20 protein-coding genes and 4 pseudogenes are annotated in these 24,966 nt (G+C 65.1%); 16 read left to right on the top strand and 8 right to left on the bottom strand.

Annotated elements, in window-relative coordinates; translation table 11 throughout:
* On the bottom strand, nucleotides 1–263 hold a 263-nt coding region (locus JT362_RS33415), incomplete at its 3' end, for a TetR/AcrR family transcriptional regulator (RefSeq protein WP_260195903.1).
* 52 nt (nucleotides 264–315) lie between these two features.
* On the opposite strand from JT362_RS33415, the gene JT362_RS33410 reads away from it, so the two are divergent.
* The 4 genes and pseudogenes from JT362_RS33410 (at nucleotide 316) to JT362_RS33395 (ending at nucleotide 3,416) form a co-directional block, all read left to right on the top strand.
* A complete protein-coding gene (locus JT362_RS33410) occupies nucleotides 316–1,092 on the top strand; it encodes an alpha/beta fold hydrolase (RefSeq protein ID WP_260195901.1) in 777 nt (258 codons plus the stop codon).
* Nucleotides 1,093–1,150: 58 nt separating this feature from the next.
* Nucleotides 1,151–1,939: pseudogene (locus tag JT362_RS33405) on the top strand (IS5 family transposase).
* 66 nt (nucleotides 1,940–2,005) lie between these two features.
* Nucleotides 2,006–2,926 (top strand): SDR family NAD(P)-dependent oxidoreductase, encoded by a 921-nt coding sequence (locus tag JT362_RS33400; RefSeq protein WP_260195900.1) that lies wholly within the window; start codon nucleotides 2,006–2,008, stop codon nucleotides 2,924–2,926.
* A 7-nt stretch (nucleotides 2,927–2,933) separates the two neighbouring features.
* Entirely contained in the window at nucleotides 2,934–3,416 is a 483-nt protein-coding gene (locus JT362_RS33395) for a GbsR/MarR family transcriptional regulator (protein WP_260195899.1), read from the top strand.
* A 14-nt stretch (nucleotides 3,417–3,430) separates the two neighbouring features.
* On the opposite strand, the gene JT362_RS35730 is transcribed toward JT362_RS33395, so the two are convergent.
* Both JT362_RS35730 and JT362_RS33390 read right to left on the bottom strand, forming a co-directional pair.
* A complete protein-coding gene (locus JT362_RS35730) occupies nucleotides 3,431–3,667 on the bottom strand; it encodes a TipAS antibiotic-recognition domain-containing protein (RefSeq protein ID WP_375546596.1) in 237 nt (78 codons plus the stop codon).
* A gap of 1,181 nt (nucleotides 3,668–4,848) precedes the next feature.
* The gene (locus JT362_RS33390) at nucleotides 4,849–5,622 is read right to left on the bottom strand and encodes a maleylpyruvate isomerase family mycothiol-dependent enzyme (protein ID WP_260195898.1); all 774 of its coding nucleotides are present in this window, start codon (nucleotides 5,620–5,622) and stop codon (nucleotides 4,849–4,851) included.
* Between the two features lie 684 nt (nucleotides 5,623–6,306).
* Here JT362_RS33390 and JT362_RS33385 point away from each other — a divergent pair.
* Nucleotides 6,307–7,056 (top strand): aminoglycoside phosphotransferase family protein, encoded by a 750-nt coding sequence (locus JT362_RS33385; RefSeq protein ID WP_260195897.1) that lies wholly within the window; start codon nucleotides 6,307–6,309, stop codon nucleotides 7,054–7,056.
* Nucleotides 7,057–7,435: 379 nt separating this feature from the next.
* On the opposite strand, the pseudogene JT362_RS33380 reads toward JT362_RS33385, so the two are convergent.
* Nucleotides 7,436–8,567, bottom strand: a pseudogene (locus tag JT362_RS33380) (IS3 family transposase).
* Between the two features lie 326 nt (nucleotides 8,568–8,893).
* Here JT362_RS33380 and JT362_RS33375 point away from each other — a divergent pair.
* Nucleotides 8,894–9,796, top strand: coding sequence for an IS5 family transposase (locus tag JT362_RS33375; RefSeq protein WP_260195896.1), 903 nt, complete (start codon nucleotides 8,894–8,896; stop codon nucleotides 9,794–9,796).
* A 223-nt stretch (nucleotides 9,797–10,019) separates the two neighbouring features.
* On the opposite strand, the gene JT362_RS33370 is transcribed toward JT362_RS33375, so the two are convergent.
* The gene (locus JT362_RS33370; RefSeq protein WP_260195895.1) at nucleotides 10,020–10,373 is read right to left on the bottom strand and encodes a hypothetical protein; all 354 of its coding nucleotides are present in this window, start codon (nucleotides 10,371–10,373) and stop codon (nucleotides 10,020–10,022) included.
* A 31-nt stretch (nucleotides 10,374–10,404) separates the two neighbouring features.
* Between JT362_RS33370 and JT362_RS33365 the strand changes: the two are divergent.
* Nucleotides 10,405–11,016, top strand: a pseudogene (locus JT362_RS33365) (transposase); the annotation flags it as partial.
* 365 nt (nucleotides 11,017–11,381) lie between these two features.
* Here JT362_RS33365 and JT362_RS33360 read toward each other — a convergent pair.
* Nucleotides 11,382–12,881: a polymorphic toxin-type HINT domain-containing protein gene (locus JT362_RS33360; protein WP_260195894.1), complete on the bottom strand. Its 1,500-nt coding sequence runs from the start codon at nucleotides 12,879–12,881 to the stop codon at nucleotides 11,382–11,384.
* Nucleotides 12,882–13,175: 294 nt separating this feature from the next.
* Nucleotides 13,176–13,589, bottom strand: coding sequence for an SMI1/KNR4 family protein (locus JT362_RS35725; protein ID WP_375546595.1), 414 nt, complete (start codon nucleotides 13,587–13,589; stop codon nucleotides 13,176–13,178).
* Between the two features lie 343 nt (nucleotides 13,590–13,932).
* Between JT362_RS35725 and JT362_RS33355 the strand changes: the two genes are divergently transcribed.
* Entirely contained in the window at nucleotides 13,933–14,145 is a 213-nt protein-coding gene (locus JT362_RS33355) for a hypothetical protein (RefSeq protein WP_260195893.1), read from the top strand.
* Between the two features lie 102 nt (nucleotides 14,146–14,247).
* Here the strand turns inward: JT362_RS33355 and JT362_RS33350 are convergent, their stop codons facing one another.
* Nucleotides 14,248–14,733: a DUF4265 domain-containing protein gene (locus JT362_RS33350; protein ID WP_260195891.1), complete on the bottom strand. Its 486-nt coding sequence runs from the start codon at nucleotides 14,731–14,733 to the stop codon at nucleotides 14,248–14,250.
* Between the two features lie 67 nt (nucleotides 14,734–14,800).
* Between JT362_RS33350 and JT362_RS35720 the strand changes: the two are divergent.
* The 8 genes and pseudogenes from JT362_RS35720 to JT362_RS33310 all read left to right on the top strand — a co-directional run.
* Nucleotides 14,801–15,346 (top strand): annotated as a pseudogene (locus JT362_RS35720) (tyrosine-type recombinase/integrase); the annotation flags it as partial.
* Nucleotides 15,347–15,459: 113 nt separating this feature from the next.
* Entirely contained in the window at nucleotides 15,460–15,957 is a 498-nt protein-coding gene (locus JT362_RS33340) for a tyrosine-type recombinase/integrase (RefSeq protein ID WP_260195889.1), read from the top strand.
* Between the two features lie 692 nt (nucleotides 15,958–16,649).
* The gene (locus JT362_RS33335) at nucleotides 16,650–17,309 is read left to right on the top strand and encodes a DUF6338 family protein (protein WP_260195888.1); all 660 of its coding nucleotides are present in this window, start codon (nucleotides 16,650–16,652) and stop codon (nucleotides 17,307–17,309) included.
* 1 nt (nucleotide 17,310) lies between these two features.
* Nucleotides 17,311–19,641 (top strand): CHAT domain-containing protein, encoded by a 2,331-nt coding sequence (locus tag JT362_RS33330; RefSeq protein ID WP_260195887.1) that lies wholly within the window; start codon nucleotides 17,311–17,313, stop codon nucleotides 19,639–19,641.
* 242 nt (nucleotides 19,642–19,883) lie between these two features.
* The gene (locus JT362_RS33325; RefSeq protein ID WP_260195886.1) at nucleotides 19,884–20,828 is read left to right on the top strand and encodes a TetR/AcrR family transcriptional regulator; all 945 of its coding nucleotides are present in this window, start codon (nucleotides 19,884–19,886) and stop codon (nucleotides 20,826–20,828) included.
* 505 nt (nucleotides 20,829–21,333) lie between these two features.
* A protein-coding gene (locus tag JT362_RS33320; RefSeq protein ID WP_375546594.1) for an IS3 family transposase occupies nucleotides 21,334–22,463 on the top strand; the annotation gives its coding sequence in 2 pieces (ribosomal slippage) (nucleotides 21,334–21,601 and nucleotides 21,601–22,463; 1,131 coding nt in all).
* 100 nt (nucleotides 22,464–22,563) lie between these two features.
* Nucleotides 22,564–23,856 (top strand): IS256 family transposase, encoded by a 1,293-nt coding sequence (locus JT362_RS33315; RefSeq protein ID WP_446014143.1) that lies wholly within the window; start codon nucleotides 22,564–22,566, stop codon nucleotides 23,854–23,856.
* Nucleotides 23,857–24,081: 225 nt separating this feature from the next.
* On the top strand, nucleotides 24,082–24,831 hold the full coding sequence (locus JT362_RS33310; RefSeq protein ID WP_260195883.1) for a CPBP family intramembrane glutamic endopeptidase: 750 nt from the start codon (nucleotides 24,082–24,084) through the stop codon (nucleotides 24,829–24,831).
* The last annotated feature ends 135 nt before the right edge of the window (nucleotides 24,832–24,966 follow it).

Below are 24,966 nucleotides of genomic sequence, written 5' to 3'. Positions count from 1 at the left end.
TCGTGCTCCAGGTCGTCGGTCATGGATAGCGAGGCGAGCATGTCGTGGGTCAGCGATTCGGTTGCGCTGATGTCTCCGGTGGTGATCGCCTCGAACAACCGGCGTTTGTCCGCGAAGTGTTTGTAGACGGTCTGCTTCGACACTGTGGCCTGCGCGGCCACCTCGTCCATGCTGGTCCCGGCATATCCCTTCTGCAGGAACACCGACCGCGCTGAGTCCAGGATCGCCTGTCGTTTGCGGGCTGATCGGTCCGTCTCGTCCATGCGCCTCATGGTACTAGACTGTCCAGTACTGAGTACTGTACGGTCTAGTACCATGAAGACCAGTTCTGGGGACGGGACCACGATTGGCTACGACCTGTTGGGGAGTGGGAGGCCGGTGGTCATCGTCGGCGGCGCGTTGCAGGGCCGGGCCTCCTACCGGCCGCTTGCCGAGGTGCTCGCCGCGCGGTTCACCGTGTTCAACTACGACCGTCGTGGGCGGGGTGACTCCGGTGATACCGCCCCGTACTCGGTCGAGCGGGAGGTTGAGGACCTCGCCGCCGTCATCGCGGCGGCCGGTGGGTTCGCCTCGGTGTACGGCCATTCCTCCGGTGCGGGCTTAGTGCTCCACGCGGCGGAGCGCGGTCTGCCGATCGACAAAATCGTGCTGCACGAGTTGCCGTTCGATCCCGACGAGGACGACCGCGCGACTCGAGAGGAAGCGGAGAAATACCGGCTACTGCTCGACGAGGGCCGCCGCGGTGACGCCGTTGAGCTTTTCCTCGCCTCGGCCGGCATGCCCCCGGAGATCGTCGCCCACGTTCGGAACGACCCGGCCATGGTGGCGAACGCGCCCACCCTCCTGTATGACCCGTTCGAGGTCATGAGCACCGAGAGCCGGGGTTGTCGCACACCGGTCGAGCAAGCCGACGCGGTGACCAACCCGGCGCTTGTGCTCGCCGGCACCGAAAGCCCACCGTGGATGGTGAACACAGCGCGGGAACTTGCGAACGCCCTGACACAGGGGAAACTCCACGTCATGGAAGGGCAGGGGCACGTCGTGCCACCAGAACTGCTCTCGCCCGTGCTGACGGAATTCCTTGCCACATAGAGCCCCTAACACATTGGTGGTCTTGATTTGAGATGATCTTGTGGTGGCTGCGCCCTGGATGGTGTCGGACGAGTTGTGGTCCCGGATCGAGCCGTTACTGCCGGTTCGGCCGGTGAGCCGGACCGGGCCGAAGCCGTTGCCGGATCGGCAGGTACTGCAAGGGATCCTGTTCGTGCTCTACACCGGCATCGGCTGGGAGGATCTCCCTCAGGAACTCGGGTTCGGTTCCGCGGGATGACCTGCTGGCGCCGGCTGCGGGACTGGCAGACCGCTGGGGTGTTCGACCAGCTCCACCAGGCGTTGCTCGCGGAGCTGAACGAAGCCGGCCGGATCGACTGGTCACACGCATGCGTGGACGCCTCCCACGTGCGGGCGAAAAAATGGGGGTGCCGCGACCGGCCCGAGCCCGCTCGACCGAGGCAAGACCGGCTCCAAACACCACCTGATCTGCGACGGCGGCGGCATCCCGCTCGCGGTGACGCTGACCGGCGGCAACCGCAACGACATCACCCAGCTGGTCCCACTCCTGGACGCCATACCGCCGATCCGCGGCCGACGCGGACGCCCACGCCGCAAGCCCGACGCCATCGTGGCAGACCGCGGCTACGACCACGACAAATACCGCACCCTGTGACGCCAACGCGGAATCCGAACACTGATCAGCCGGCGCGGCACCAGAGACAACAACCAACCCGTCCGATGGGCCGTCGAACACACCCTCGCTCTGCTCCACCAGTTCCGACGACCCACAGAACGTTGGGAACGCCGCACCGACATCCACCACGGCTTCCTCACCCTCGCCACCAACGTCATCTGCTGGCGCAGACTCCCCCACACAATGCGTTAGGAGCTCTTGGCTTAGTTCCTGTAGCGTTCGGAACGAACCGAACACTACGAACGCGGATGGGTGGGCATGGTCGGTCGATCGCTTGTCATCGGTATCACTGGAGCGAACTCGGGTATCGGCTTGCGTGCTGCCCAGCAACTGGCGGCGGAGGGGCACCAGGTCTATGCGCTGTGTCGTGACCGCGGTCGGGGCGAGGACGCACTGACGAGCATCAACCGTGTCGCTTCGATCCCAGCTCGCCTCGTTCTCGCAGACTTGGCCGACCCTTCGTCCGTTGCCGCCGCGGCGACCCGGCTGGGCCATGAGTTGGACCACTTGGACGTGCTGATCAACAACGCCGCGGTGTTCGACCAGACGATGCGCACACCCTCCTTCACCGCCGCCGGGCACGAGTTGTTCTGGGCCACTAACCATCTCGGGCCGTTCCAGTTGACCGCCGCGCTCAGTGGGTTGCTCGCGGCGGCGCCTCGGCCGAGGCTGATCACGGTCGCCAGCAAGGGACTGATCTCGATGCCGCGGATCAGGATTCGCTTCGACGCGCTCGACAGTCCGGACTGGTACAGCCCAACCCGGGCCTACTACCACGCGAAGCTGGCACAGTTGATGATGTCGTTCCAGCTCGCGCTGCGCACCGTCGGGCGGCTTGACGTGGCCTGTGTTCGGGTCCCTGCGGTTCGGCTGGACGCCGACCGCATCGCCGCCATGCCGTGGGCGTTGCGCGTGCTGTACGCGCCGAAGAACCGGCTGTCGGCGCCGCCGCAGCGGCTGGCCGGCACCTACGCCAGGATTGCCACCAGAGACACCTTCCGGACCGGTCATACCGAACGGGATGAACACGCGGACGCGCGTGGCCGGCTCAGTGGTGTGTATGTCGACGAGAACGAACGCCCGGTGACCGCGCCGGCGTTCGCATACGACGGGCAGGCCCGTGCCCGGCTGTGGGAGCTAACGCAGGATGCCACTGGTAACCTCCGGTGGGCGTGGTGAGCAGGTCATGAGCGCCACGCATTCCACCGCCCGGCAGGAGTTCGTCGAGGACGCCGGGCTGTTCTTCGAGCGGCTCGGCTTGAGCCGCACCTCGGGCCGGGTACTCGGTTGGCTGCTCACACACCCGGACGGGTCGGCCGATGCACCGGAACTCGTCGACGAACTCGCCGTAGCCAAAAGCAGCATGAGCGTGGCGCTGCGGCAACTCGATGCCGCCGGACTCGTCGAGCGTTATCGACCGCCCCGACAACGTAGGGACCGTTACCGGCTGACCGAAGACGTGTTCGGCCGCGCCTTCCGCGCCAAAATGGCCGAATTCGATGCCGTCCACGCGCTGGTGACCCGGGGCCTGGCTGTGGTCGGCAGCGACCCCGTACCGCGGCAACGACTCCAGCGGATGGCAGACATGTACAGCTTCATGGCCCGTGAGTTCCCCAAGCTCCTTGACCGCTGGAACCGCGAGCAACGCTTGTCCCGCGACACGTGCTGAGAGCGGAACGATCTTCAGACGCCGCACAGCATTTGTTCAACACCGAGTCCAACGCCGAAGGGGCGTCGAGTACTCTGGCGGTTGGCGTTGGCGGTGATGGCATCGTGAACGTAGCGGGACAGACCGGGTGCGACGTCGTCGAAGTTGAGGTCGATGCGTTCGTTGGTCAGGTAGGCGGCGACGAGTTCGCGGTGGGCGTCGTGGTCGCAGTTGTGGAACCGGCCAGGGGGCGCTGTTGGCCCCCAGCTGATCCTCGTCGGTGATCTCGGGGTCGGCGCGATGGTGGCGATCGCACCCAGGTCGAAGTCCAGCTCCCGTTAGAACCAGAAGCGCAGGCGCCGCGGGTTCTCAGCGGAGTAGAGGCGGTAGCCGGCGTACTGCGGTCGCTGGGCTCGACCGTTCCTGTCCCTCCAACGCGTCAGACTGACAGCGCACCGCCGGCCAGCACGAATTCGTCCGCGTGCCCGCAAACGTCCGCTCATGTCGCATAGCGCGCGGCACCTACCGGCATCACCAACCGACAGGAGAGAATGCCGCCGCCACTGGCCTCCGAACGATGCCTTAACTCCGATGAATGGCGCGAGGTGCGGGCGGCACGGTGCGCACACGGACCGTTGCAGTCGGGCTGGCAAGAGTGGACGCAAGCCGGGTGGGCAGCGTGGCCATCCGGGCTCAACGTTGGATCTGGTCGATAGCCCGAACGAGCGGAATCGGCACGAGCTTTGCCTGTGTGGGAGTTATGGAGGCCGGTCTCGCGGACGCTCCTGAAGTCGGGATGGAGCGTCGGCAGGTGTTCGACCTGCCGACCATCACGGTACAAGTGACCGAGCATCTGCTCATCACGCGCCACTGCCGGAGCGGAGCCACGACCTGTGGTACGGCGCAGGAAGGCGTGACGGCGCCGGCGCAGTATGGACCGCAGATCACCGTGATAATCCTCTACCTGTATGTCGGGCCAATTCCTGCCCAAGAAACCGCACAGGCATGGCCGAGTTATTCGGCGCCCGGGTCTCCGAGGGCACCCGTGGCGACTATGACGAAGAGGGCGGCCTCCGGGTTGGAGGAGTTCTGCGATGTCGTGCGGGATCGGATCGCTGGTCGGAGGTGGCGGGTTCGACGAGACCGGTTTGCGCGTGGCCGGGAGCTCATGACATTGCTCGGATCGGGGTTCACAGACTGTTCTGACGGATGATCGGCTCAAGTACACCCACGAACTCGTTCCTGCTCTCGTAATCAACGTGCCAGGCGAATGCGAGCGGCTTCGGTTTTCGGTAGTGCAACCCCGCAGGCGGTGTAGATAACGTCGACCGCGTCATGATCGAGGTACTTCACGTCTGCCTTCACGGACATCGGGCACAAGTAAACGCCCTGTCATACCGAGGAGCGGAGCGTCTGGAGTGCGGAGTTCGCCCCCTCAGGACTCGACCGAACGTCAGAAGCCGGGAAACGCGCGGCGCAGGTCGTCGAGCGTGGTGCTACCGTCGATGGTGACGCCGTTGTCGTACGGTGCCTTGAGTCGGCCGTTAATCAGCCGGACGAAAGCTTCCGCTGGCCCGTTGAACGTCGCGGAAGGTGACTCGAGACGGTCCACGAGGGTGACCGCGTCGTCAATCACCAGACCGCCGCCGGGGATCGCGACGGACACCGGGTCCGTGAGCTCGGCCGGTTTCGCGAGGAAGTTCAGCATGAAGCCGACGGGCCCGGCCAGGAGTTCGACGAGCACCGCGGCCGAATCGGCGTCCACACCGGCGTGGGGGTCGAAGGCCACGCGCACGTCCCACGAGTGGTTGGCCACTTCGTTGAGCCGCATGCCCAGGGCGGTCAACAGCGAGACCGGCTCCGGCAGGAACCCCAAGTCGACGATCAGTGACGAGCGCTGCTCGGGCGTGAACTCCTCGACCATGTCGAGCCAACGGCCGTTGTGCTCCAGGAAGCCCTCAGCCTGCGCACGCGGCGCGGACCCGTCCCAGCGGGCCCAGATCGTCTGGTTGTCCTCGGCCGCCACGGTCTCTCCGGCGGCCCGGGCAATGGGCGCCCGGCCGATCTCCGCACCACTGCCGAGGTGGGACAGGACCTGGGCGACCGTCCACTCCGCAGCCCCGCTTTTGGTGGCCAACTGGTCGTCGGTGAGGGTGCGGACGAGACCGGCGAGCATGTCATGCTCGGAACGGAGCGCGGTGATCGTGCGGTCAACGAGTTGGCTCATGCCATGCTCAACTCACGAACGGACGCGGATGTTCCACCGATCAACGCCGCACCCACTCCAGCACAGGCCGCGCCGCTACACCAGTCCCGGGCGCGAAATGCCACCCGCCCGGCACAGCCAGACGCCTGCACCGAACACATCAACGACCGCGGGCACCACGCGCTCATCCCGACGAGCGTGTACCTGCCCCCGACTGCGGCAAACCGGTATGATCGCGTAGCTCGTTGGCTGAGGGTGCCAGTGGTCCCAGGGATCGAACCTTGGGGCGTCATCACGGGTGTCCTTGGGCTCCTTGGCTTGGCGGTCGTGCGTCTCGTAAGTGAGAGGCGTTTCCGATCTCGTAAGTCGACTGACCGCAACGTCAGGAAGGAGCTAAACGTGAACAGCAAGAACGAAGTTCGCAACACGAAGGACAAGTCCAGGTCGTTTTGGCAGTACCTCGCAGAGACCATCTGGACGTGCGGCGCTGGGGTAATGGCAGTCCACTGGCCACCCTGAGCCAACGAGCATTCATCGCGCTTCGATCGATTGTCCAACCTTACCAGCCGCGAGCCGACGCACTGCGACCCCGGAACACACGCTCGTGCCGATGTGTGCAAGTCGGCCAGGTGGCTTGCCTGTGCGTCGTAGCGCATTTCGATCCGCACGCAACAAACTGGCGGCGGCGTCGATGATCATCCTGTAATGTTGGCCGTCGTGGAAGAGGTCAAGGTCGTTGTTGCCCACGACGAGCGCGCGACCCTGCGCGTCGGCGACGTGTTCCTGAAGATCGACGCTGATCAGACGCGCACCGACGTCGAGGTCGAGGCGATGGCTTTGGCTCCGATCCCGACTCCGCAGGTCCTGTGGCGCGAGCCACCCGTGCTCGCGCTCGCCGCTCTGCCAGGGGTGGCACTGGGCTGCCTCGGCGAGCCGTCGCCCGCGTCGTCGTTGGCGTGGGCCGCGGCGGGTGCGGCCGCACGGCGGCTACACGACGCGCCCCTGCCGCCATGGCCCGGTCGGCACCTCGACGAGATCGCGTCCCGCCTGGACGGCGAATGCGAATGGCTCGTCACGAACGGTGTCCTTCCCTCCGAACTGGTCACCCGCAACCGCCAGGTCGCCGAGGCTGCGCTGCGGCCATGGAAACCGGTGTTCATTCACGGCGACCTGCAGATCACCCACGTGTTCGTCGACGATGACAAGATCACCGGTGTGATCGACTGGTCCGAGGCCGCCCAGGGCGATGCCCTGTACGACCTCGCCGTCTTGACGCTCGGACACGAGGAGCACCTTGACGACGTGGTCGCCGGCTACCGCACCGATGTCGACCTCGACGTGATCCGCGGATGGTGGTCGTGGCGTAGCCTGGTGGCGGTCCGTTGGCTGGTCGAGCACGGCTTCGACCCGTCCTTGCCAGGCTGCGAGTTCGACGTACTGAGATCGCGGATGTGAGGCTGCACGAGCCCGACGGCCACGAGCGGTGACGTGCGGCTCGGCTGGGGCATGCCGTGGTCACCGATCGCCGCGAAGGCGGCGCAGCTGTCGTAGTTCACGACCGGCGCGCGCCATCGCCAACGTTGGATGCGACGCCAAACGTGGGCATCCGGATCTGCCACGGACCGATCACCCATGTAAATGTTTCGCCGCTTGCAGCGGTGGTTGCGGCTGTCTGTGTGGCGAAGACCGCTCGCCGTCGGCATGCAGGAAAGAGGCGGTCGCTCGGGGCAGCGCCGCCTACTCGTAGCGGCGAGGAACCGGCCGTTCGGTGGTCGGCGTTACGTCCCGACGGAGGGCTCACCGGGTCTGTTGCACCGACAGGTGACAGTTTCAGTCACGCGGCCTGGCTGGCCAGTGGGGTCATGATGGTCTCGTACTCGATAGGGGTCAATCGGGACAGGGATCGTTGGCGTCGGCGGCGGTGGTAGGTCCGTTCGATCCAGGTCACGATCGCGGTCCTCAGCTGCTGGCGGGTTGACCAGGTTTGGCGGTCGAGCACGTTGTTCTGCAGCAGGCCGAAGAACGATTCCATGGCGGCGTTGTCACCGGCGGCGCCGACCCTGCCCATCGATCCGATCATGTGGTGCTGGTGAAGGGCACGGACGAACCTTCTTGATCGAAACTGCGATCCGCGGTCGGTGTGGATCACGCAGCCTGCCACGTCACCGCGCCGAGAGCGCGCGTTGTGCAGGGCGTTGACAGCCAGCCGGGACTTCATTCGCGAGGCAATGGAGTAGCCGACGATCCGGTTCGACCACGCGTCCTTGATCGCACACAGATAGAGCTTGCCTTCACCGGTGGGGTGTTCGGTGAAGTCGGCTAGCCACAACCAGTTCGGCCCGTTCGCGGTGACGTCGCGTTCCACGAGGTCGTCATGCACCGGCGGAACCGGCCTTGCGTCCCTTGCCGCGACCCTTGCGTTTGGCGAAGGCGCTCCACCAGCCGTTGACGGAGCAGATCTTCCACGCGGTGCGTTCCGCCATGCATTCACCCGCGCTGCGGGCCTCGTCGACCAGAAACCGGTATCCGAACTCTGGGTCGTCACGGTGAGCGTCTACCAGCGCGTTCGCCCGGTACGCCTCGACAAGTTCGGCGGCGCTGACGGGCCGGGCCAGCCACCGGTAGTAGGGCTGTCGAGCGATCTGCAGCGCACCCGGCACGTCACCGCCACGGGCACACCGTCGGCGGCCAGCTCGCTCACGAGCGGGTAGAGCCTTTCCCGGCAGGTTCGCCTGCGACAGATACGCCGCAGCACGGCGCAGCACTTCGTTCTCCTGCTCGAGCAACTTGATCCGCTTCCGCGCTTCGCGCAGCTCGGCCGAGTCGCTGCCGCTCACGCCGGGCTTGCCGCCTTCGGCGACGTCGGCCTGGCGCAGCCACTTGACCAACGTCATCGGGTGGACCCCGAAGTCCTTGGCGATCTGCTCGACCGTCACGCCGGGCTCACGATCACGAGCGACCCGCACAACATCATCGCGGAACTCGCGAGGGTAGCCGTCTACCTGCGTAGACGGCTTCCCTCACGGTCGGGCTGACAGGATTTGAACCTGCGACCCCTTGACCCCCAGCGTCGTTATCGCATTCCCCTGACCTGCAGAAACAGAGAATCCCCAGCACAAAGGAGGAAGGTTCAGATTGGTTGAATGCAGTTCACTGCACTAGGGCTTGTTTCAATGCGCTGACCAGTAGATGCTTGTGATCAGGGCTGCAGGCACGGCGTGTCGTACGGCAGATAGACGAGGTCTCCGGTAGATCGATCAACGACCAAGCTGATCAAGTAACCGGAGACCTCGTGGCCAGCGTAGCGGCGACGGGGCGAGCTGACCTGACCGACGCGCAGTGGGCGATCCTGGAACCGCTGCTGCCTGTCGGTAAGAAGCCAGGCCGCCCACCGAAATGGACCAAACGGCAACTTCTCGACGGTATCCGCTGGCGAGTCCGTGTCGGCTCGCCTTGGCGTGATGTCCCACCTGACTACGGCTGCTGGCAGACGATCTACGGCCTGTTCCGGCGTTGGCAACGGGCCGGTGTGTGGGCGGTGATCCTGGCAGCCCTGCAATCCCGGGCCGACGCTGCCGGGCTGATCACCTGGGACGTGAGTGTGGATTCCACGATCAACCGGGCGCATCAGCACGCCGCTGGTGCACGCAGCCACAGCGAACGACAGAAACAGCCACCGGGCGGTGTTGGCGAGCCCGAACCGGCCGATCACGCGTTAGGTCGGTCGCGGGGCGGCTGGACCACCAAGCTGCACCTGGCCACCGAGCAAGGTCAGAAGCCGCTGTCATTGCTGATCACCGCCGGGCAGCGCGGCGATTCACCGCAGTTCGAGCCAGTGCTGGCCGGGATCCGGGTCGCCCGAGCCAGCGGCGGGCGGCCCCGGACCCGACCAGATCGCGTGCTGGCCGACAAGGCCTACAGTTCCCGCGCCAACCGCGCCCACCTCCGCCAACGCGGGATCACCTGCACAATTCCCCAGCCCGCCGACCAGATCCAACACCGTCGCAACCGCGGTCGGACCGGCGGGCGACCACCAGCGTTCAACCCCGCCACCTACCAGCAGCGACACGCGGTCGAGTGCGGGATCAACCGACTCAAACGCAACCGGGCCGTGGCCACCCGGTTCGACAAACTCGCAGTCCGCTACCAGGCAACAATCCACATCGCCGCGATCAACGAGTGGCTACGCCAATGAAACAGGCCCTAACCGCATAGTGAACTCTCCCAATTTTCTCCTTCTCCTTCAACCACTGATGGCCGACTACGCCCCATCAAGCATCGCCCTACTGTCGCTACAGGGAGACGTTATGACGGAGCAGCCACCAGCTCCGCACACCCAGCAAAGAAGGCTGGACGCCTCTCGTGAAGTCGAATTTCATCAAATGCGGCCCATCGTCGCCAACACTATCTGCCAATACCTACACGACGAGTAGTGCTTGCCGAGCCGCTACTCGGACTGCCTCCCATTCAGGAGCTACTGCGAGAGCCTCGATGGTCCAGAGGTTCTCACGGCCGGGGCCGCTCATGTCATCCAAGAGCGCATCCACGGCCATCAGCCGATCCGCGGCATCCTGGCGAAGCCAGCCAGCGGCCACGAACTGAGTGAGTAGCCCCACGCCGTCGTCGAACTCCGTCGCCAGTTCGTCCGCATAGGCGGGCTCACCAGGAAGTTCCAGCGCGGCGAGCCAGGCCGCCTGGGTTTCCGATGGAAGGGCCAGAAGGGCCGTTGACCTCATGAACCGCGCCAGGTAGGCACCGGAGACTTGTGTCATTGGGGGAACCTTACCGTTCCGAGAGGGCCATTCTGACGAGACCGTCGCCGAATTGCAGATGCTCGTCGGGTTCGACGACGACCTCGCTCAAGAATCCACCCGGATCACCAACCGGCTGCGTAGCCTGCTCACCCAGATCCACCCGTCGCTGGAACGAGTCTCGGGACCCCGCCTGGACCACCCGGCCGGCCGCGCGGCGCTGGAACGCTTCGGCTCCCCTGCACAGATCAGCAAGGCGGGACGTCGCCAGCTGCTACGCCTGCTTGGTCCTGACCTGCCCGGCATCGGGGTCAGGACCACAGCCCGCATCCTCATCGATGTCGGTGACGCCAGCGGATTCCCCACCGCAGGACACCTCGCCGCCTACTCCGGGCTCGCGCCCGCCACCCGCTCATCGGGCTCCTCCATCCGCGGTGAACACCCCTCCCAACGCGGCAACAAGCAGCTCAAACGCGCCTTCTACCTTTCCGCGTTCGCGTCACTACGAGAACCCGCCTCTCGGACCTACTACAAGCGCAAACGCGCCGAAGGCAAACACCACGTCGCCGCCATCACCTGCCTGGCCAGACGCCGGATCGACGTGCTCTACGCCATGCTCCGCGACCGCACCCTCTACCAGGCCCAACCCCTTCCACCGGCTTGACGAATCACATAGGGGCACCTTTACGCCCGCACGTGCGAGGCATCCACACACGCCCGGCCGTCAGTGTCGACAGTCACCTCGACCAGGTCCTTCTGGCCCTGACTCGTAATCGTCGCGACGACCGTACGAGGGCCGGTCTCGCCGGTCACCGGGGCCGTGGCCAGCACCCAGGTCCCCGACTTCGACGTCCTCGATCGGCTTCGACGTGCCGTCGGCCATCAGCACCTTGGTGTCCGGTACGAAACTGTTATACCCGACCTTGCATGACCGGCTACCGGTCCGCGCCAAGCCAGCAGTATCAGCAGCATTGCCAATCGTAGGCAGGGCGTAGACAATGAGCCTCTGAGGACGGCCTGAACTCGCTCTTACTTCTTCGAGACCATCGAGATCCCGCCCGATGCAAGGGAGAACATCCGGGCAAGCACTCGCCGAACGTCCGGGTCCCGATCGATCCGCTCTAATGATCCAAACCGCACCGGGTCGAGGTCGATCGTGGCAACACCGCCAGCCTCTCTGCCATCCACAGCCGAGAACAGCACGAGGCACCGGAATGCCCGCACAGTCCCTCCCCGCTCCTCACGCATAAGCGACTGGAGGACGACGAGTTCTTCCTTAACCTGGCTGCGAAGGGCCTCCACCGAAGTCCATCGAGTTGCCCAACCTCGACTTTCCGCCTCCAACTGAATCTCGAGCAACGTATCGAAACTAGCCCGACAAATACAAAAGTCAGGGTCAGTCGAGTGAATCATAGACATCGAAGCTCTACCCCCATTGTAGACGTCGATACGGATAGGTGTTCCTGGATCGATGCGCCCGTCTTTGATGCGCCTTTGAAGCTCGTCCCAACGGTGATGCCCTCCAAGAATCATTCCACTACGCGAGACGACAATTGCATCTCCCTCTTCGACATTGTTAATTGCGGCTAGAAGTTCGTCGTTGCTCAGTTCTTCATGGTACCACTGGGACGCTGGATCCCGAGTTGCCTGACCCTCGGTGTATCTTTTAGCGAGGTCACCGGCATCCTCATGATGTGTAGACCAGTTCCCGCAGTTATGCACTAGGACCGGTATCCTACTGGCCACGACATGGTACGTGTGGATGTCCTTGATGGTGAGGTTGTGGACTCTTTGATGCGTGATGTAGGACCGGGTGGCCAGCACCTCGCCCTGAACGCTACCCACGACCCGAAGGTTGTCGCCTGTGCCTAGGTCTTCGGCGTTGGTCCAGCGGTGGTGGTTGTCGATCCAGAAGGGGTGGTTGGCGGTGGCGACCACCCAACCGGTTTGGTCGCCGGTGGGGCCGTCGGTGTCGATGGTGACCTCGACCAGGTTCTTGCGGCCCTGACCGACGATCGTGGCGACCACCTCGCGGGCACCGGTCTCGCCGGTCACCGGGTCCGTGGCCAGGACGTGGTCGCCGACCTCGATGTCCTCGATCGGCTTGGTGGCCCCGTCGGCCATCAAAACCTCTGTACCCGGGACGAAACTGTTGCCGCCGGTCTTGCACGATCGGACTCCGGAACGCGCGGTGTCGGCGGCGTCGGTTGCCTTGTCGATACCCCGAACGACTCGACTTCCGGGAATGAAGCTGGCCACGAGCCACGCACAGCCTGCAACGCTCCCGTCCAAACAGTCGCCCGCGTCGGAAATGGGCGTCAGTTCGTAGATGAAGCGCAGGAACCCACCGCCATCCGACGGTTCACCCGGAGGACGACACACCGGATCGTCGGCGAACTCATGACAGAACGCGGCCCGAACCTGATGAAAGTCGCTGTCGTCCTTGCTCCTTCCACCGACATCGGCGAGATACACCCGCAACCGGTTCTGACGCGTTTCCGGATCGTCGTCCAAAAGCCCATTGGCCACGACACGTTCCGTTGAGCAGCCAGCGCGGCACCCGCGACAACAACCAACCGCTCCCCTGGGTCGTCGAACAGATCCTCGCCCGGCTCCACCAGTTCGCCGCCTCGCCGAACGCTGGGAACACCGCACCGACATCCACCACGGCTTGCTCACCCTCGCCACCAGCATCATCAGCTGGCACCGACTCCAGACATCAATGCGTTAGGCGCTTTTGATCGAACGCGACTTCACCGTAACCGGCCCAGGCGAGTTGTCCGGATATCTTCAATCACGAAGATTCAACTCGGAGCATGCTCATCAACCACTCCTGAAATGATGGTGCCAGGACTTCGAAATCCTGATCATCTCCCAGCTCGTGGTCCCAAATATTGGAGAATTTTCGGCACCCGACGCAACTAGATTCGTATCGAATGAAAAGAGGTTACCGGCGCCGTCATTCATTACACACACCCAGCTCTCTGGTAGGGGAACCGCTGGCTGAGCACGCTCTGATAGAGTCATCCTGACTACATCCATATAATCCGGTTTTCCGGACCCCAGGCCATACACTTCGCATGACCCGAACTCTAGCCAACCGAACTCGGATAGAAACTCCCTGTAGCCGCCCGGAAACGGACCCAAGGCCCGTTCAGCCGCCACAATCTCGTTGTTTGAGACGCCTGGACCAGGTGTCCACCTATAGCGCGCGACAAATTCTCGGATCGCTTCCATTGACATTACTGCGCTTCATTCCTTCGTAGATTCACTTACCGCAAATCGGACATCTTGGATGATTGAGCCCATAGTTATCCCCCAGTCGGGGCTCAGTGCGCGTCAAAATACGAGGTTCACGTACAACTCAGCCACTCACCCTACGAGCACGATGTCACGTTCGACCGAGAACCCCTGCATGAACTGGTAGCCAATGCCACTGCCGCACTGGCCGAAATGGACGCACTGGCGACCCCGAGGACAGCCAAGCCGAACGCCGACCAGAACACGGAGGGACGCGCCGTGATCCCCAACCCGCCCGAACTGACGGCCCTGATACTGGACGTTCCGGACAGCTGCCGGAGTGCCAGGCGAGTTCGTCGACCTGCCGCACTTGGACGACGAGCTGTCCATCCGCGTCGTGCTCGGCAACTCAAGCGACGGCATGCAGGTGCAGTTCGCTCGCGCGACCCTCAAGCGGTTGATCGGACTGGAGGTCGACCTCCTGGCCGTGCCGCACCAGGTCGACGAACTCGACTACCGACCGCCAGCGCTGACGGCGAAATCAGCCGGTTGAACACCCTCCTGTCAACCTACGAAGCCGCCCACGAGCAACTGCCACCGGCTGCGGCCACCCGCTGGCCCACCCAATTAGCCCGGATACCCCGAGACCCCGCGGCTACGACAGCCCCGCAGCCTGCCGATGGCCGGCCGCGAGGGCGGCCTCCTCAAACCCGATCGCTCCCTCGTCGGCCAGGCGCAGCAGGGACGACCTCATCATCGCGTAGTCGACGGGAGGCGGTACGTCGACGGCCCACAAGCGTCCACTTATGTCTACCTCCCACCAACAGTCATGAGCCCGGAGAACGTCCACGACGCGGCTGTTCGCGTCATCGTCCATTATGATAAGGCGAACAGCCGAGTGACCGGACTCCGACACGAACTCCTCGTACACGATCTGTCTGCGCTCATGGTCAATCCGAACCCGGACAACGTCACCAAAAGCAACTCCCTTAGCGTAAAATGGAACGTTGCGCACCCGAACTTCCATCCGCACATCTGTCTTCTCGACCCAGAGTTTTTCCACGGCCGCCCGCGCCCACGCCGCCGCATCTTCCGAGAGATCGAAGGCAATCTTGTGCAGAGCGCGGGGCTGTTCAGTCATCGAGAAAACTCCTTGAGCTGTGCATCCAATCCATCCCATGAGGTGATCTCACCAGATCAGCTCACGTGTGAATAGCGCGAGGTTGGGATGGCTGGCTCTGTTGCTGACGGGAGCGAGCCGTGGGCGGGACCGGTATACAGGGGTTATCCCTCTGACGAATTTGGACGCGCGGCATGACCTCAAGCGCTCCACCTGGTGGAAGTACCGGGGCCTGCTGGACAACCACGTCCTGCCGGAGTGGGCGGACCTCCCGCTCAACGCGATCCGGAAAGAGCGCGTGGCGACGTGGGTGTCCACACTGGTCAAGCCGACTGGCGACGGCGGAAGTGGGCTCGGGCCGTCGCAGACCCGGCACGCCTGCCGCGTGCTCTCGATGGTGCTGGACTGGTGTGTGCCGGACCGCCTGGCCCGTAACCCGGCCAAGGGTGTCACCCTGCCGATCCGACCGGATACCGAGCACGTGTACCTCACGTACGGGCAAGTCGAGAAGCTGGCCACCGCCTCGGCCACGCTCGTCACGAAGTACCAACGGCCCACCGCCGCCGCGCACATCAACCGCGCGCTGATCCTCCTGCTCGCCTACACCGGGATGCGCTGGGGCGAGGCGGCGGCACTGCGGGTCGGCCGGGTGGACCTCGATCGCCGCCGGATCCGGGTCGCCTGCACCTTCTACGAGGTGAACGCGTCCAGGCGGAGGGCCTCCCCAAGACCGGCAAGAAGCGGTCGGTGTCGATCCCGGCGAGCCTGGTACCGGTGCTCCGCGAGGTCATCGGCGACCGGCCGGCCGGCGAGCTGGTGTTCACCACCCGGCGCGGGCAGTCGCTCCGGGCGAACAACTGGCGGGTGCGGGAGTTCAACGCAGCGGTGGCAGCGGCCGACCTGAACGTTGACGGGCTCACGCCGCACAAGCTCCGGCACACCGCCGCGTCGCTCGCCATCGCTGCCGACGTGAAGGTCATCCAGCAGATGCTCGGCCACGCCGACGCCGCGATGACCCTCAACACTACGGCCACCTCTGGCCCGAACGGCTCGACGAGGTCGCCGACGTGCTCGACGCGCGACGGCGGAAAACGCTCGCCGACCTGGACGCGGCATGAACACGAGAACAGCCCCGGCGTGTTGCACGAATGTTGCACGCGCCGGGGCTGTCCTGTTGAGAGCCCTAGGTGGACCCTCGCTGACCTGCGAAAACTGTTCTCTACCGGTCGGGCTGACAGGATTTGAACCTGCGACCCCTTGACCCCCAGCACAAGCGAGTTAAACGCTGTGCTCAGGGTCGTTCATCCAGCTCGTCGCTAAGCGTACCGCACCCAGTTTTCGGGTCTAGCGACTCCCCTACCGACCCCTCCGTAGACACCGTTTAGTCAAGCAGCGTTTCCGCAGGTCAATACGCACTTCTCGCCTGCACCTTACCTCAGGACGAACACCGAGGCACACAACCGCCTGGCTCAATCACAGACAGCACGACCTCCGGCGCCGAACTCAAGGACGACCTGCTGTTACAGATGGGAACCGGCCCGCCTGCGACTCAGAACCTCCGCGTTAGACGCCTCGGTCGCCCGCACGGACCGGCGTGACCAGCCAAACCGACCTGCGGCCGACGCGACTGCGCGGTCTCACCCTGCGAGGCCACAAAGGGAACCCTCACCGACCCGGCTCGTGTGTCGACCACTTATTCGGTCAAGCAAGTAATGCGATCAAGTTCGAGCCTCTCGCAAGAGCTCGTCGGCACAAGTATCGGAGATCGGTGGTAACGGTTCATGCTTGGCCTGCGATCAGCTTGGCATGGGTACGCAACCTGATGAGCCGGATCCTGAGTGGCGGTCGTACATGGACGACGACGATACCGACGACTACGAAACTCCTGACCCCTTCGCGACACCGCCACCTAACCCTGCGGCGGAGAAATAGGTCCCATGCCGCCGGGCACTATCACTGGAATCGTGTTCGTGTTGGCCGCGTTGTCACCTGGGCTCGTATACCACCGGGTGATCGCACAATTCCTGGCCCGGGACAACAGGAGCACGGTCGTCGAACTCGTCGAGATGGCGACTGCCGGTGCAGTCACGTCCGTTGTGGCATCGGTTGTCGTATTGGGTCTCGGCGAGTTCATTCCGCCGTTGGTGTCTCTCGATGAGCTGGCCTGGAACCGGTCAGGGGACTGGCCTCGCCCGTGGAGTGTGGTGGCGTCGGCGCTCCTGGTCCTCTTTGTCAGCTTCGGCCTCGCCGTGCTGGCGGGGTGGATGTGGGTTCGACGCGCCGGGCGACTGCCTACCAGAATCAAGCAGGGCTCCGCGTGGGCTGGTGTCTTGGGTGCGAAACGTGACGGGAAGCCGGCGTTTCTAGCCGTGGAGCTCGATGACGGCCGGTTGATTGAAGGCGTATTCCGCTCGGTCTCGGTGGCCGAGGACCCGGCCCGGGACGCACTCGTCCTGCGACCACCGATCCTGTCGTCCGGACCGGGCGACTCTCCGCGGACCGCTGTAAACGAGGATTTCGTGTTCATCCCGCGGTCGATCATCAAGGCGGTTCACGGTTCCTACCGCCTGACCAAGCGGCAAGACAAGGACACCTGACATGCTCGCCTCTCCGTGGACCTGGGGAATCCTTCTGGCCGTGGTGCTGGCGTGGCAGCTGTATCGCAACTATTTGGCCACCCGACTCGGCGTGCGGCCGACCACGCAGAACCTCGAACAGGTCAAGCAGCACATGCTGATCCTGCAGCAGGCGAACCAGCTGGTCATCCAGGGCGAGATCGGCCAGGCCATGATCGTTCTGGACGAGCTCGCGCAGCGGCCGGAGATTGAGGAGACACCGGCGGTCGCAGCTCAAGTGGACTTCCATCGGACCCAGGTAGCGACCACGCTGGGCCGCTTCGATGTAGCGTTGGCGAGCGCGGAGCGTGGGGTGCGCTTCTATCGAGAGGTGTACCAACGGTGGCGAACTCCCCGAAACGCGTCGGCACTCGGCGAGATGCTTCAGCAGGTCGCCAAGATCCACGTCCGGCAAGGCAACAGTGCGGCGGCGATCGAGGTGCTCGAGGAGGTGCGGAGCGTAAGCCGTCGCGGGGCGTTCCGCCAGACCGCAGTCCGGACCGAGATCGAGCTCGCGAGGCTGTACATCGACACCGGTGACTATCCCAGGGGAGCCGATCACGCCCGCAAGGGGCACGAGCTCGCGGCGAAGTGGAACATGCGGGACCATGCCGTTGACGCGTTGCACCACCAGGCCATCGGGGTGGGAGGAGCAGGTGACCTCGTGGGATGTCGGCGATTGCTGGACGCCGCCGAGGCGGCGATGCACCCGGATACCCCGGTCGGACTTCAGGCCGACAACTTGAAGGTCCGGTTCGGACTGGCCATCGACGAGGGGAACCTGCGCGAGCAGGTCGACACCGGGACCAAGTTCCTCCGAATCGCCGGTGCACTCAAGGCAGCTCGGGGATGGCGTCAGCATCAAGCCGATGCGCATGCCTCCTTCGCCGACGTCGAGCAGCAGACACTGGAAGCGGCCCTGACCCTGGCCGCCGATGACCCCGAGGCGCTCACGATGTACGTCACGGCGCTGGGTATGCTCCGTGAAAGCGACATTGCCAACCTGCTTCGAACCGGAATTCTTGACACGGGCTCGGACGCGCGCCAGGGCTTGCCGGGTGTCGTCGCGGAGCTTCTCGTCCAGCTGGCGCGAGCGGAGGACCCGGAAACCCCGACGATCGGTTCGTCAGCACACCTGTACGAGAAACTGGAAAACGTCGCTTCCGCCCAGTTCCGTCAGATGATGCAGGGACCGGTCGGCAAGCCGCGTAAGCGTATCGTGCCCGGCCATCATTTCGTGCAGACAAGGCTGGTCGCCGACGACGGCAAGATCGTGATCTACGGCAGCTGGGAGCCGCCGGGGCGGACACCCGTGCCATACCGCTGCGAGCTGCCGTCAGACCTGGCGCAGTCGTTATTGGAGGTAACTGGGCACGCCGACCGGAAACGACCCGCCGGCGCCGACGAACCCGAGGCCGTGCGCGCCTCGACCAAGGGGTGGCAACGCAGCGTGCGACGTCGCGCGCTCGCGGACTGGAACCAGCCGTGGCGGTCCCTGACCCCCCTGCTCCTGCCGCCCGCACTGGTCGACCTCGTCGCCGCCACTCCACCAAACGCCGCCGACGACGAGATACCGCTCATCATGTTCTCGCCGGACAGCCTGCTCTGGGCACTCCCGTGGTCGGCCCTGAGGATCGACGACACCGGGACGACCCTGGGCGACCGCGCCGCGACCGCATTGCTGCCCTCCAACTCTGTCCTCAACCCGGAGCCGGCACCCCAACCCGCGGCCAGGGGCGTGCTCAGTTACCTCCACGGCGTGGACGAGGCAGGCCTCGAGCTAGAACGAACCTCGCTACGAACCTGCTGGCCGGCTCAGGTCGACGAGGCCATCGACGCCGACACTCTCGTCCGGGAGCTCGGCACGGCGAACAAGTACTCGATGTTGACAATGTCTGTGCACGGCGACGACCGGCCCGGTCTCGCACACTCGCTACTGCTCAATCCGGAGCGGAGGACCAGACTGTCCGCAGCACGCATGATGGGGCTGCGCTTTCCCCGCACCGTGGTGGTCGGTGCGTGCTTCTCCGGAAACCTCGATCGGCGAATCGGCACGGACCCGATCGGGATACCGTCGGTGATGCTCTGCCGCGGCGCTTCCACAGTCATCGGCGGAACCTTCCCGCTTCCCGACGGCGCGAGTACCGGCCACGCGACCGCGACCATCCTCGAACACCTCTACATCCAGTTGGCGCGCGGCGCACGAGCACCCTGGGCCCTTCGCCGAGCGCAGCAAAGATGGCGCGCCGAACACGACACTTCACCCCTCTCCTGGGCAGGCCTCACCGCCATGTCCAACGGTGACCTCGTCTGACCCCGATCAGACTGGGAAAGCAGGCCGATCCCCGAACACCGCACCGATCGTGAACGCGCGCGTTCGTCCGAGACGGTAGCAACGCGGCACGATAGAACAACACATGAAACTTCTGGTTCCTGCAGAACAAGCTTGGTCGAAAGCTCTGCCTGCGGTTGTAACACCGGACCGTGATTTGGCGAGGTTGGTCATGAGTTTCGTGCCTCTCCCCGGCGAGACAACCTCGGACACGAAGCCGCAGCATGGCGGGCTGGGTGCATAAGTACAAAGTGCTGCCTGCATGGTTGGTCCCACTCGTCGCCGTAGGCGTGATTGTGCTCATTGCCGCCGCTGTCAGCGCGGTCCTGCTGTGGCTCGACTTGACCGGGCTGACCAGCAAGGATCGCATCACCGTGCAGCTCGACGCGTTGAAGATCGGGTTGAGCGTGGGCGTCGGGAGCGGCGGGGTGTTCGCCCTGTACCTCGCCACCCGTCGGCAGCGGACCACGGAACACGACCCTGGCACACAAGTCCGACGCACAGCCGGATGGGAACTACTCGCTTTCACCGGGGGTGCGCGCGTGCCGGACAAGCGGCTGAGACCGCGGAAGGTCCCAGGTCAGCAGCGCGCGCTGGAGACCAGGCAACGGCTGCTCGACGCGGCTGCTCGCGTTTTCGCGACGCACGGCTACGCGGCGGGCACCACGAACCGGATCGCGGAAGAGGCCGGGCACTCCGTCGGTTCGCTGTACCAGTACTTCCCGAACAAGGACGGGATCCTGGTCGAGCTGTCCACCGCGCACGCCAGGTCCGGCATCGCCGCGGTCGAGCGCCTGATCGCCGACGGCCGGCTGCCCGACTCGATCGAGGGCAGGATCAGGTTGTTCGTCCGGGCCGTGATGGACAACCACCGCGACGATCCCGCCCTGCACCGGGTTCTGTTCGACGAGGCGCCACGTCCGCCCGAGCTGCTGGCCTACCTGCGCGACGCGGAACGGCGGCTGGTGGCGGCCGCCGAGCGGATGCTCACCGCCGACCAGGACGTGACGGTCGAAGACGTCCCCATGGCCGCGCGGCTGGTCGTGGGTGCGATCGAGTCCCTCGTTCACCGCTTCCACGCCGGCGCCGACCCCTCGGACGCCGACCGATTCGAGCGCGAGCTGGTCGCCATGCTCCTCCGCTATCTGACCACTCCCGCCGATCTCTAGTGCTGTGTCCAGTGGGTTGGCCGGGTCTGTCGGGCGGCTGGGGTGATGGGCTGGCCGTCCCGGCGGATGCCTTTCTCGCTGGGGACGCGTGCTCGTTCGCGCCAGCGCAGGTGCTCGTGCAGTGCGCGGGTTGCCACGGTGCGGTTCGGATGGTTCGAGCCAGCGAAGACGAAGGTGCGCAGCGGCGCGACGTGCACTTCGATCGGGTTGGCCCCAGGATGAGTGGGTCGGGGTGAAACACCGTTCGACCCTGTCTTCATCGCCCTGGATCGGGCGGCCGATCGCCGGCGCGGTGTTCCCGGCGGCCGAGGCAAGCACCACCATGGGCTGCCACCCAGCCAGACGGCAACTCGGTCACCAACCACAACCCTGACCGCGTGTCGCCAGCCCGGCAAACATTCATGGGCAGAGCACGAGTTCACGCCCGTGACCGGGTCCCCGGATAGTGGTCCGTCTGGTGTGAGAGTCCGATGCCCGATGATGGGTGTAGGAGGACTCGAAGACGATGGCTACTCGACGTCGGCGGCACACGCCGGAGCAGATCATCCGCAAGCTGCGGGAGGGCGAGAAGCAACTCGGGCAGGGTGCGGAGCTGCCGGAGGTGTGTCGGCGCCTGGAGATCACCGAGGCGACGTGGTACTGGTGGCGCAATCAGTACGGCGGTATGAAGGGCGATGACGCCAAGCGGTTGGAGGAGTTGGAGCGGGAGAACGCCCGGTTGAAGAAGATGGTCGCCGAACAGGCTCTGGACATCGACATGCTCAAGGAGTTGAACCGGGGAAACTGGTGAGCCCCGGCGGACGGCGTCGCGCGGTGGACGTGCTTCAGCAGAGGTTCGGGGTCTCGCAGCGCCGGGCGTGTGCGGTGGTCGGCCGGCACCGCTCGACCCAGCGCCGCGCGCCGGGACAAGCCAGCGACGTGGAGTCGATGCTGCGGACCCGGTTGCGCGAGATCAGCCGGGCTCATCTGCGGTGGGGCTGGCGCAAGGCGTACTGGCTGCTGCGCGGCGAAGGCCACCTGGTGAACCACAAGCGGATCCGCCGCTACTGGGCCGTCGAAGGGCTCACGCGGCCGGTTAGGTCCCGCAAGAGGCAGCGGGTCGGGCCGCAACGCGGCGACCGGCTGACCGCGACCTGTCCCGATCAGGTGTGGGCACTGGACTTCCAGGTCGACGTCACCGCCGATGGCCGGCAGATCCGGTGGTGCAACGTGGTGGACGAGTTCACCCGCGAAGCGCTGGCCACCGCGGCGGCCAGATCGTTCACCGCCGATGACACCACCATCCTGCTCGACAAGATCATCGCTGAGACCGGGCGCCGGCCGGCGAACCTGCGCATGGACAACGGGCCCGAGCTCACCGCCGCGGCGATGCGCGACTGGTGCCGATTCGCCGAGGTGGCCACCGTGTTCATCGAGCCCGGCTCGCCCTGGCAGAACGGCTACAGCGAGTCGTTCAACGGCCGGTTCCGCGACGAGTTCCTGACCACCGAACAGTTCGACACACTCCTGGAAGCCCAGGTCCTGGCCGACGACTGGAGGACCGAGTACAACACCACCCGACCCCACGGATCACTCGGCGGACTCACCCCCACCCAGTTCCGTCAACAATGGACCAACCAACCAGCACTCTCATAACCACTGGACCACCAAACGGGGCCCGGTGGGACTGTTCCAAGATCGGTGTGTCCGGCCCGACACGCCGGCCGAAGGTCCGGCGGGATGGGCACTGTGAGTGATGACATCGGACCTTGTGAGTCCACGCAAGAGTGAGAAGCCGGGGCGAGAGCTGTCGCCGGAGCAGGCCGCTGCGGCGGCGATGGTGGCCGAGGCCAAGGCGCGGGGGTTGGCGTTGACCGGCCCGGACGGCCTGTTGAAGCTGTTTACCAAGAACGTGCTGGAGACCGCGCTCAACGAGGAGATGACCGAGCATCTCGGGCATGAGAAGAACCGGGCCGAGCCCGAGCGCGAGTCGGCGAATGTGCGAAACGGTAGCCGGTCGAAGACTGTCATTTCGGATGCCGCGGGCGAGGTCGAGATCAGCGTGCCGCGGGATCGGGAGAGCACGTTCGAGCCGCAGATCGTGAAGAAAAGGCAGCGGCGGCTCGGTGATGTGGATGAGATCGTGCTGTCGTTGTATGCGAAAGGAATGACCACGGGCGAGATCTCCGCGCATTTCGCCGAAATCTACGGTGCGTCGGTCAGCAAGGAGACGATCTCGCGGATCACGGACAAGGTCGTCGCCGAGATGAATGACTGGGCGAACCGGCCGTTGGACGCCGTGTACGCGGCGGTGTTCATCGACGCGATCGTGGTGAAGGTCCGCGACGGTCAGGTCGCCAACCGGCCCGTCTACGCCGCGATCGGGGTCACCGTGGACGGCGGCAAGGACGTCCTGGGCCTGTGGATGGGCACCGGCGGCGAAGGTGCGAAGTTCTGGATGAGCGTGCTGGTCGACCTCAAGAACCGCGGCGTCGCCGACGTGTTCTTCCTCGTCTGCGACGGCCTGAAAGGCCTCCCCGACGTCGTGACGAACGTATGGCCGCGAACAATCGTGCAAACCTGCGTCGTTCACCTCATCCGGAACACGTTCCGGCTGGTCGCCCGTCAGGACTGGGACGCGGTGAAACGGGACATCAAACCCATCTACACCGCCCCCAACCCAGAATCCGCACTAGCGGCACTGGACGAACTCGACGAGAAATGGAGGAAAAAATACTCGGCGATGATCCGACTCTGGCGCAACGCCTGGGAAGAATTCATCCCGTTCCTCGACTACGACATCGAGATCCGCCGGATGATCTGCTCCACCAACGCGATCGAATCCTTGAACGCCCGCTACCGGCGGGCGATCCGCGCACGCGGGCACTTCCCGACCGAACAGGCAGCGATGAAGTGCCTGTATCTTGTGACCCGCAGCCTCGACCCGACCGGCACAGGCCGCACCAAGTGGACGATGCGCTGGAAGCCAGTACTCAACGCCTTCGCCATCACGTTCGGTGACCGCTGGCCGGGAGCCGAGACCTACTGATCAACAACGCCGGACACACCGATCATGGGATAGACCCTGGCGAGCGAGTCGCCGTGATGTGGTGGCGAGGGCCTTGGGGTTCGGTGCGGACTGGCGGGAGCTCCAGGGCTTTCAACGCTGTCCGTTCGGACTTGACGTACCCACGTGTGCGGATTGTGGGCGATATGTCAACGCCGGCCCGTTCGTTCACCTCGGCCGCTTGGGCTGGCGCACACTGGAGCCATAATGACTTCGTCGACCACTGTGGCGGCGGTGCTGCCACCTGATTCTCACGCGACGAACCGTCGGGTGCCGGCGATGATCGCGGTTCTCGTGCTGTTGACCGCGGCGACTGTGCTGGTCAATCTGGTATTGCCCGGTTGGGCGTACCCGTTGTGCGGTCTGGTCGTCGCGGCCGCGACGCTGGGAGTGGCCCGGTGGTCGGGGTTGCGGGCGCGCTCCATCGGACTGGACCTTCGACGACTACGCAGGCCGGTGGTGTTCGGCCTGGTCGGGTTGGGGGCGATCGGGCTGGTGTTCGGGATCGCCGCGGCGTTCCCAGGGTTGCGTGGCCTCTTCGGTGATGCCCGGATGGACACGCTCGGCGTCGGCACATTGGCGTGGGTGACCCTGGTCCGCATCCCGCTGGGCACGGTGCTCCTCGAGGAGATCGCGTTCCGGGGCGTGTTACCGGCGCTGTTGGGCGCCGGTGACCGGTGGCGATGGCGTCCGGTGCTCGTCGCGGCCTCGCTGTTCGGGCTCTGGCATGCGTTTCCGTCGCTGGCCATCACGCAGAACGCCGCCATCGGCACGACGTTTGGCGGTGTGCCGGTCCTGGTGGTGTCCGTGCTGACGATGCTGGCTGCCGCCGTGGCGGGGGTGGTCCTGCACTGGTGGCGCCACGTCGCCCGGGGTCTCCTCGCTCCGATGCTGGTGCATCTGGCCACCAACTCAGGCGGCGTGCTCGTGGCGTGGTGGCTGCTCACACACGACTGAGATCAGCGGCCTGGTCGTCGTGACTCGAGGTACCACTCTCGTCTCGGTCCTGCCGGACGGCCTGCGAGGGTCTACGCTCAGGGGGCACCCGGTCACTGGAACGGGGCCTGGTGTGATTGGGCATCGCCCCGGACC

The sequence above is a fragment of the Actinophytocola gossypii genome, assembly GCF_025165815.1.
In the GTDB taxonomy this organism is placed as follows: Bacteria; Actinomycetota; Actinomycetes; order Mycobacteriales; family Pseudonocardiaceae; genus Actinophytocola; species Actinophytocola gossypii.
This window is presented reverse-complemented; position numbering and strand designations above follow the sequence as displayed.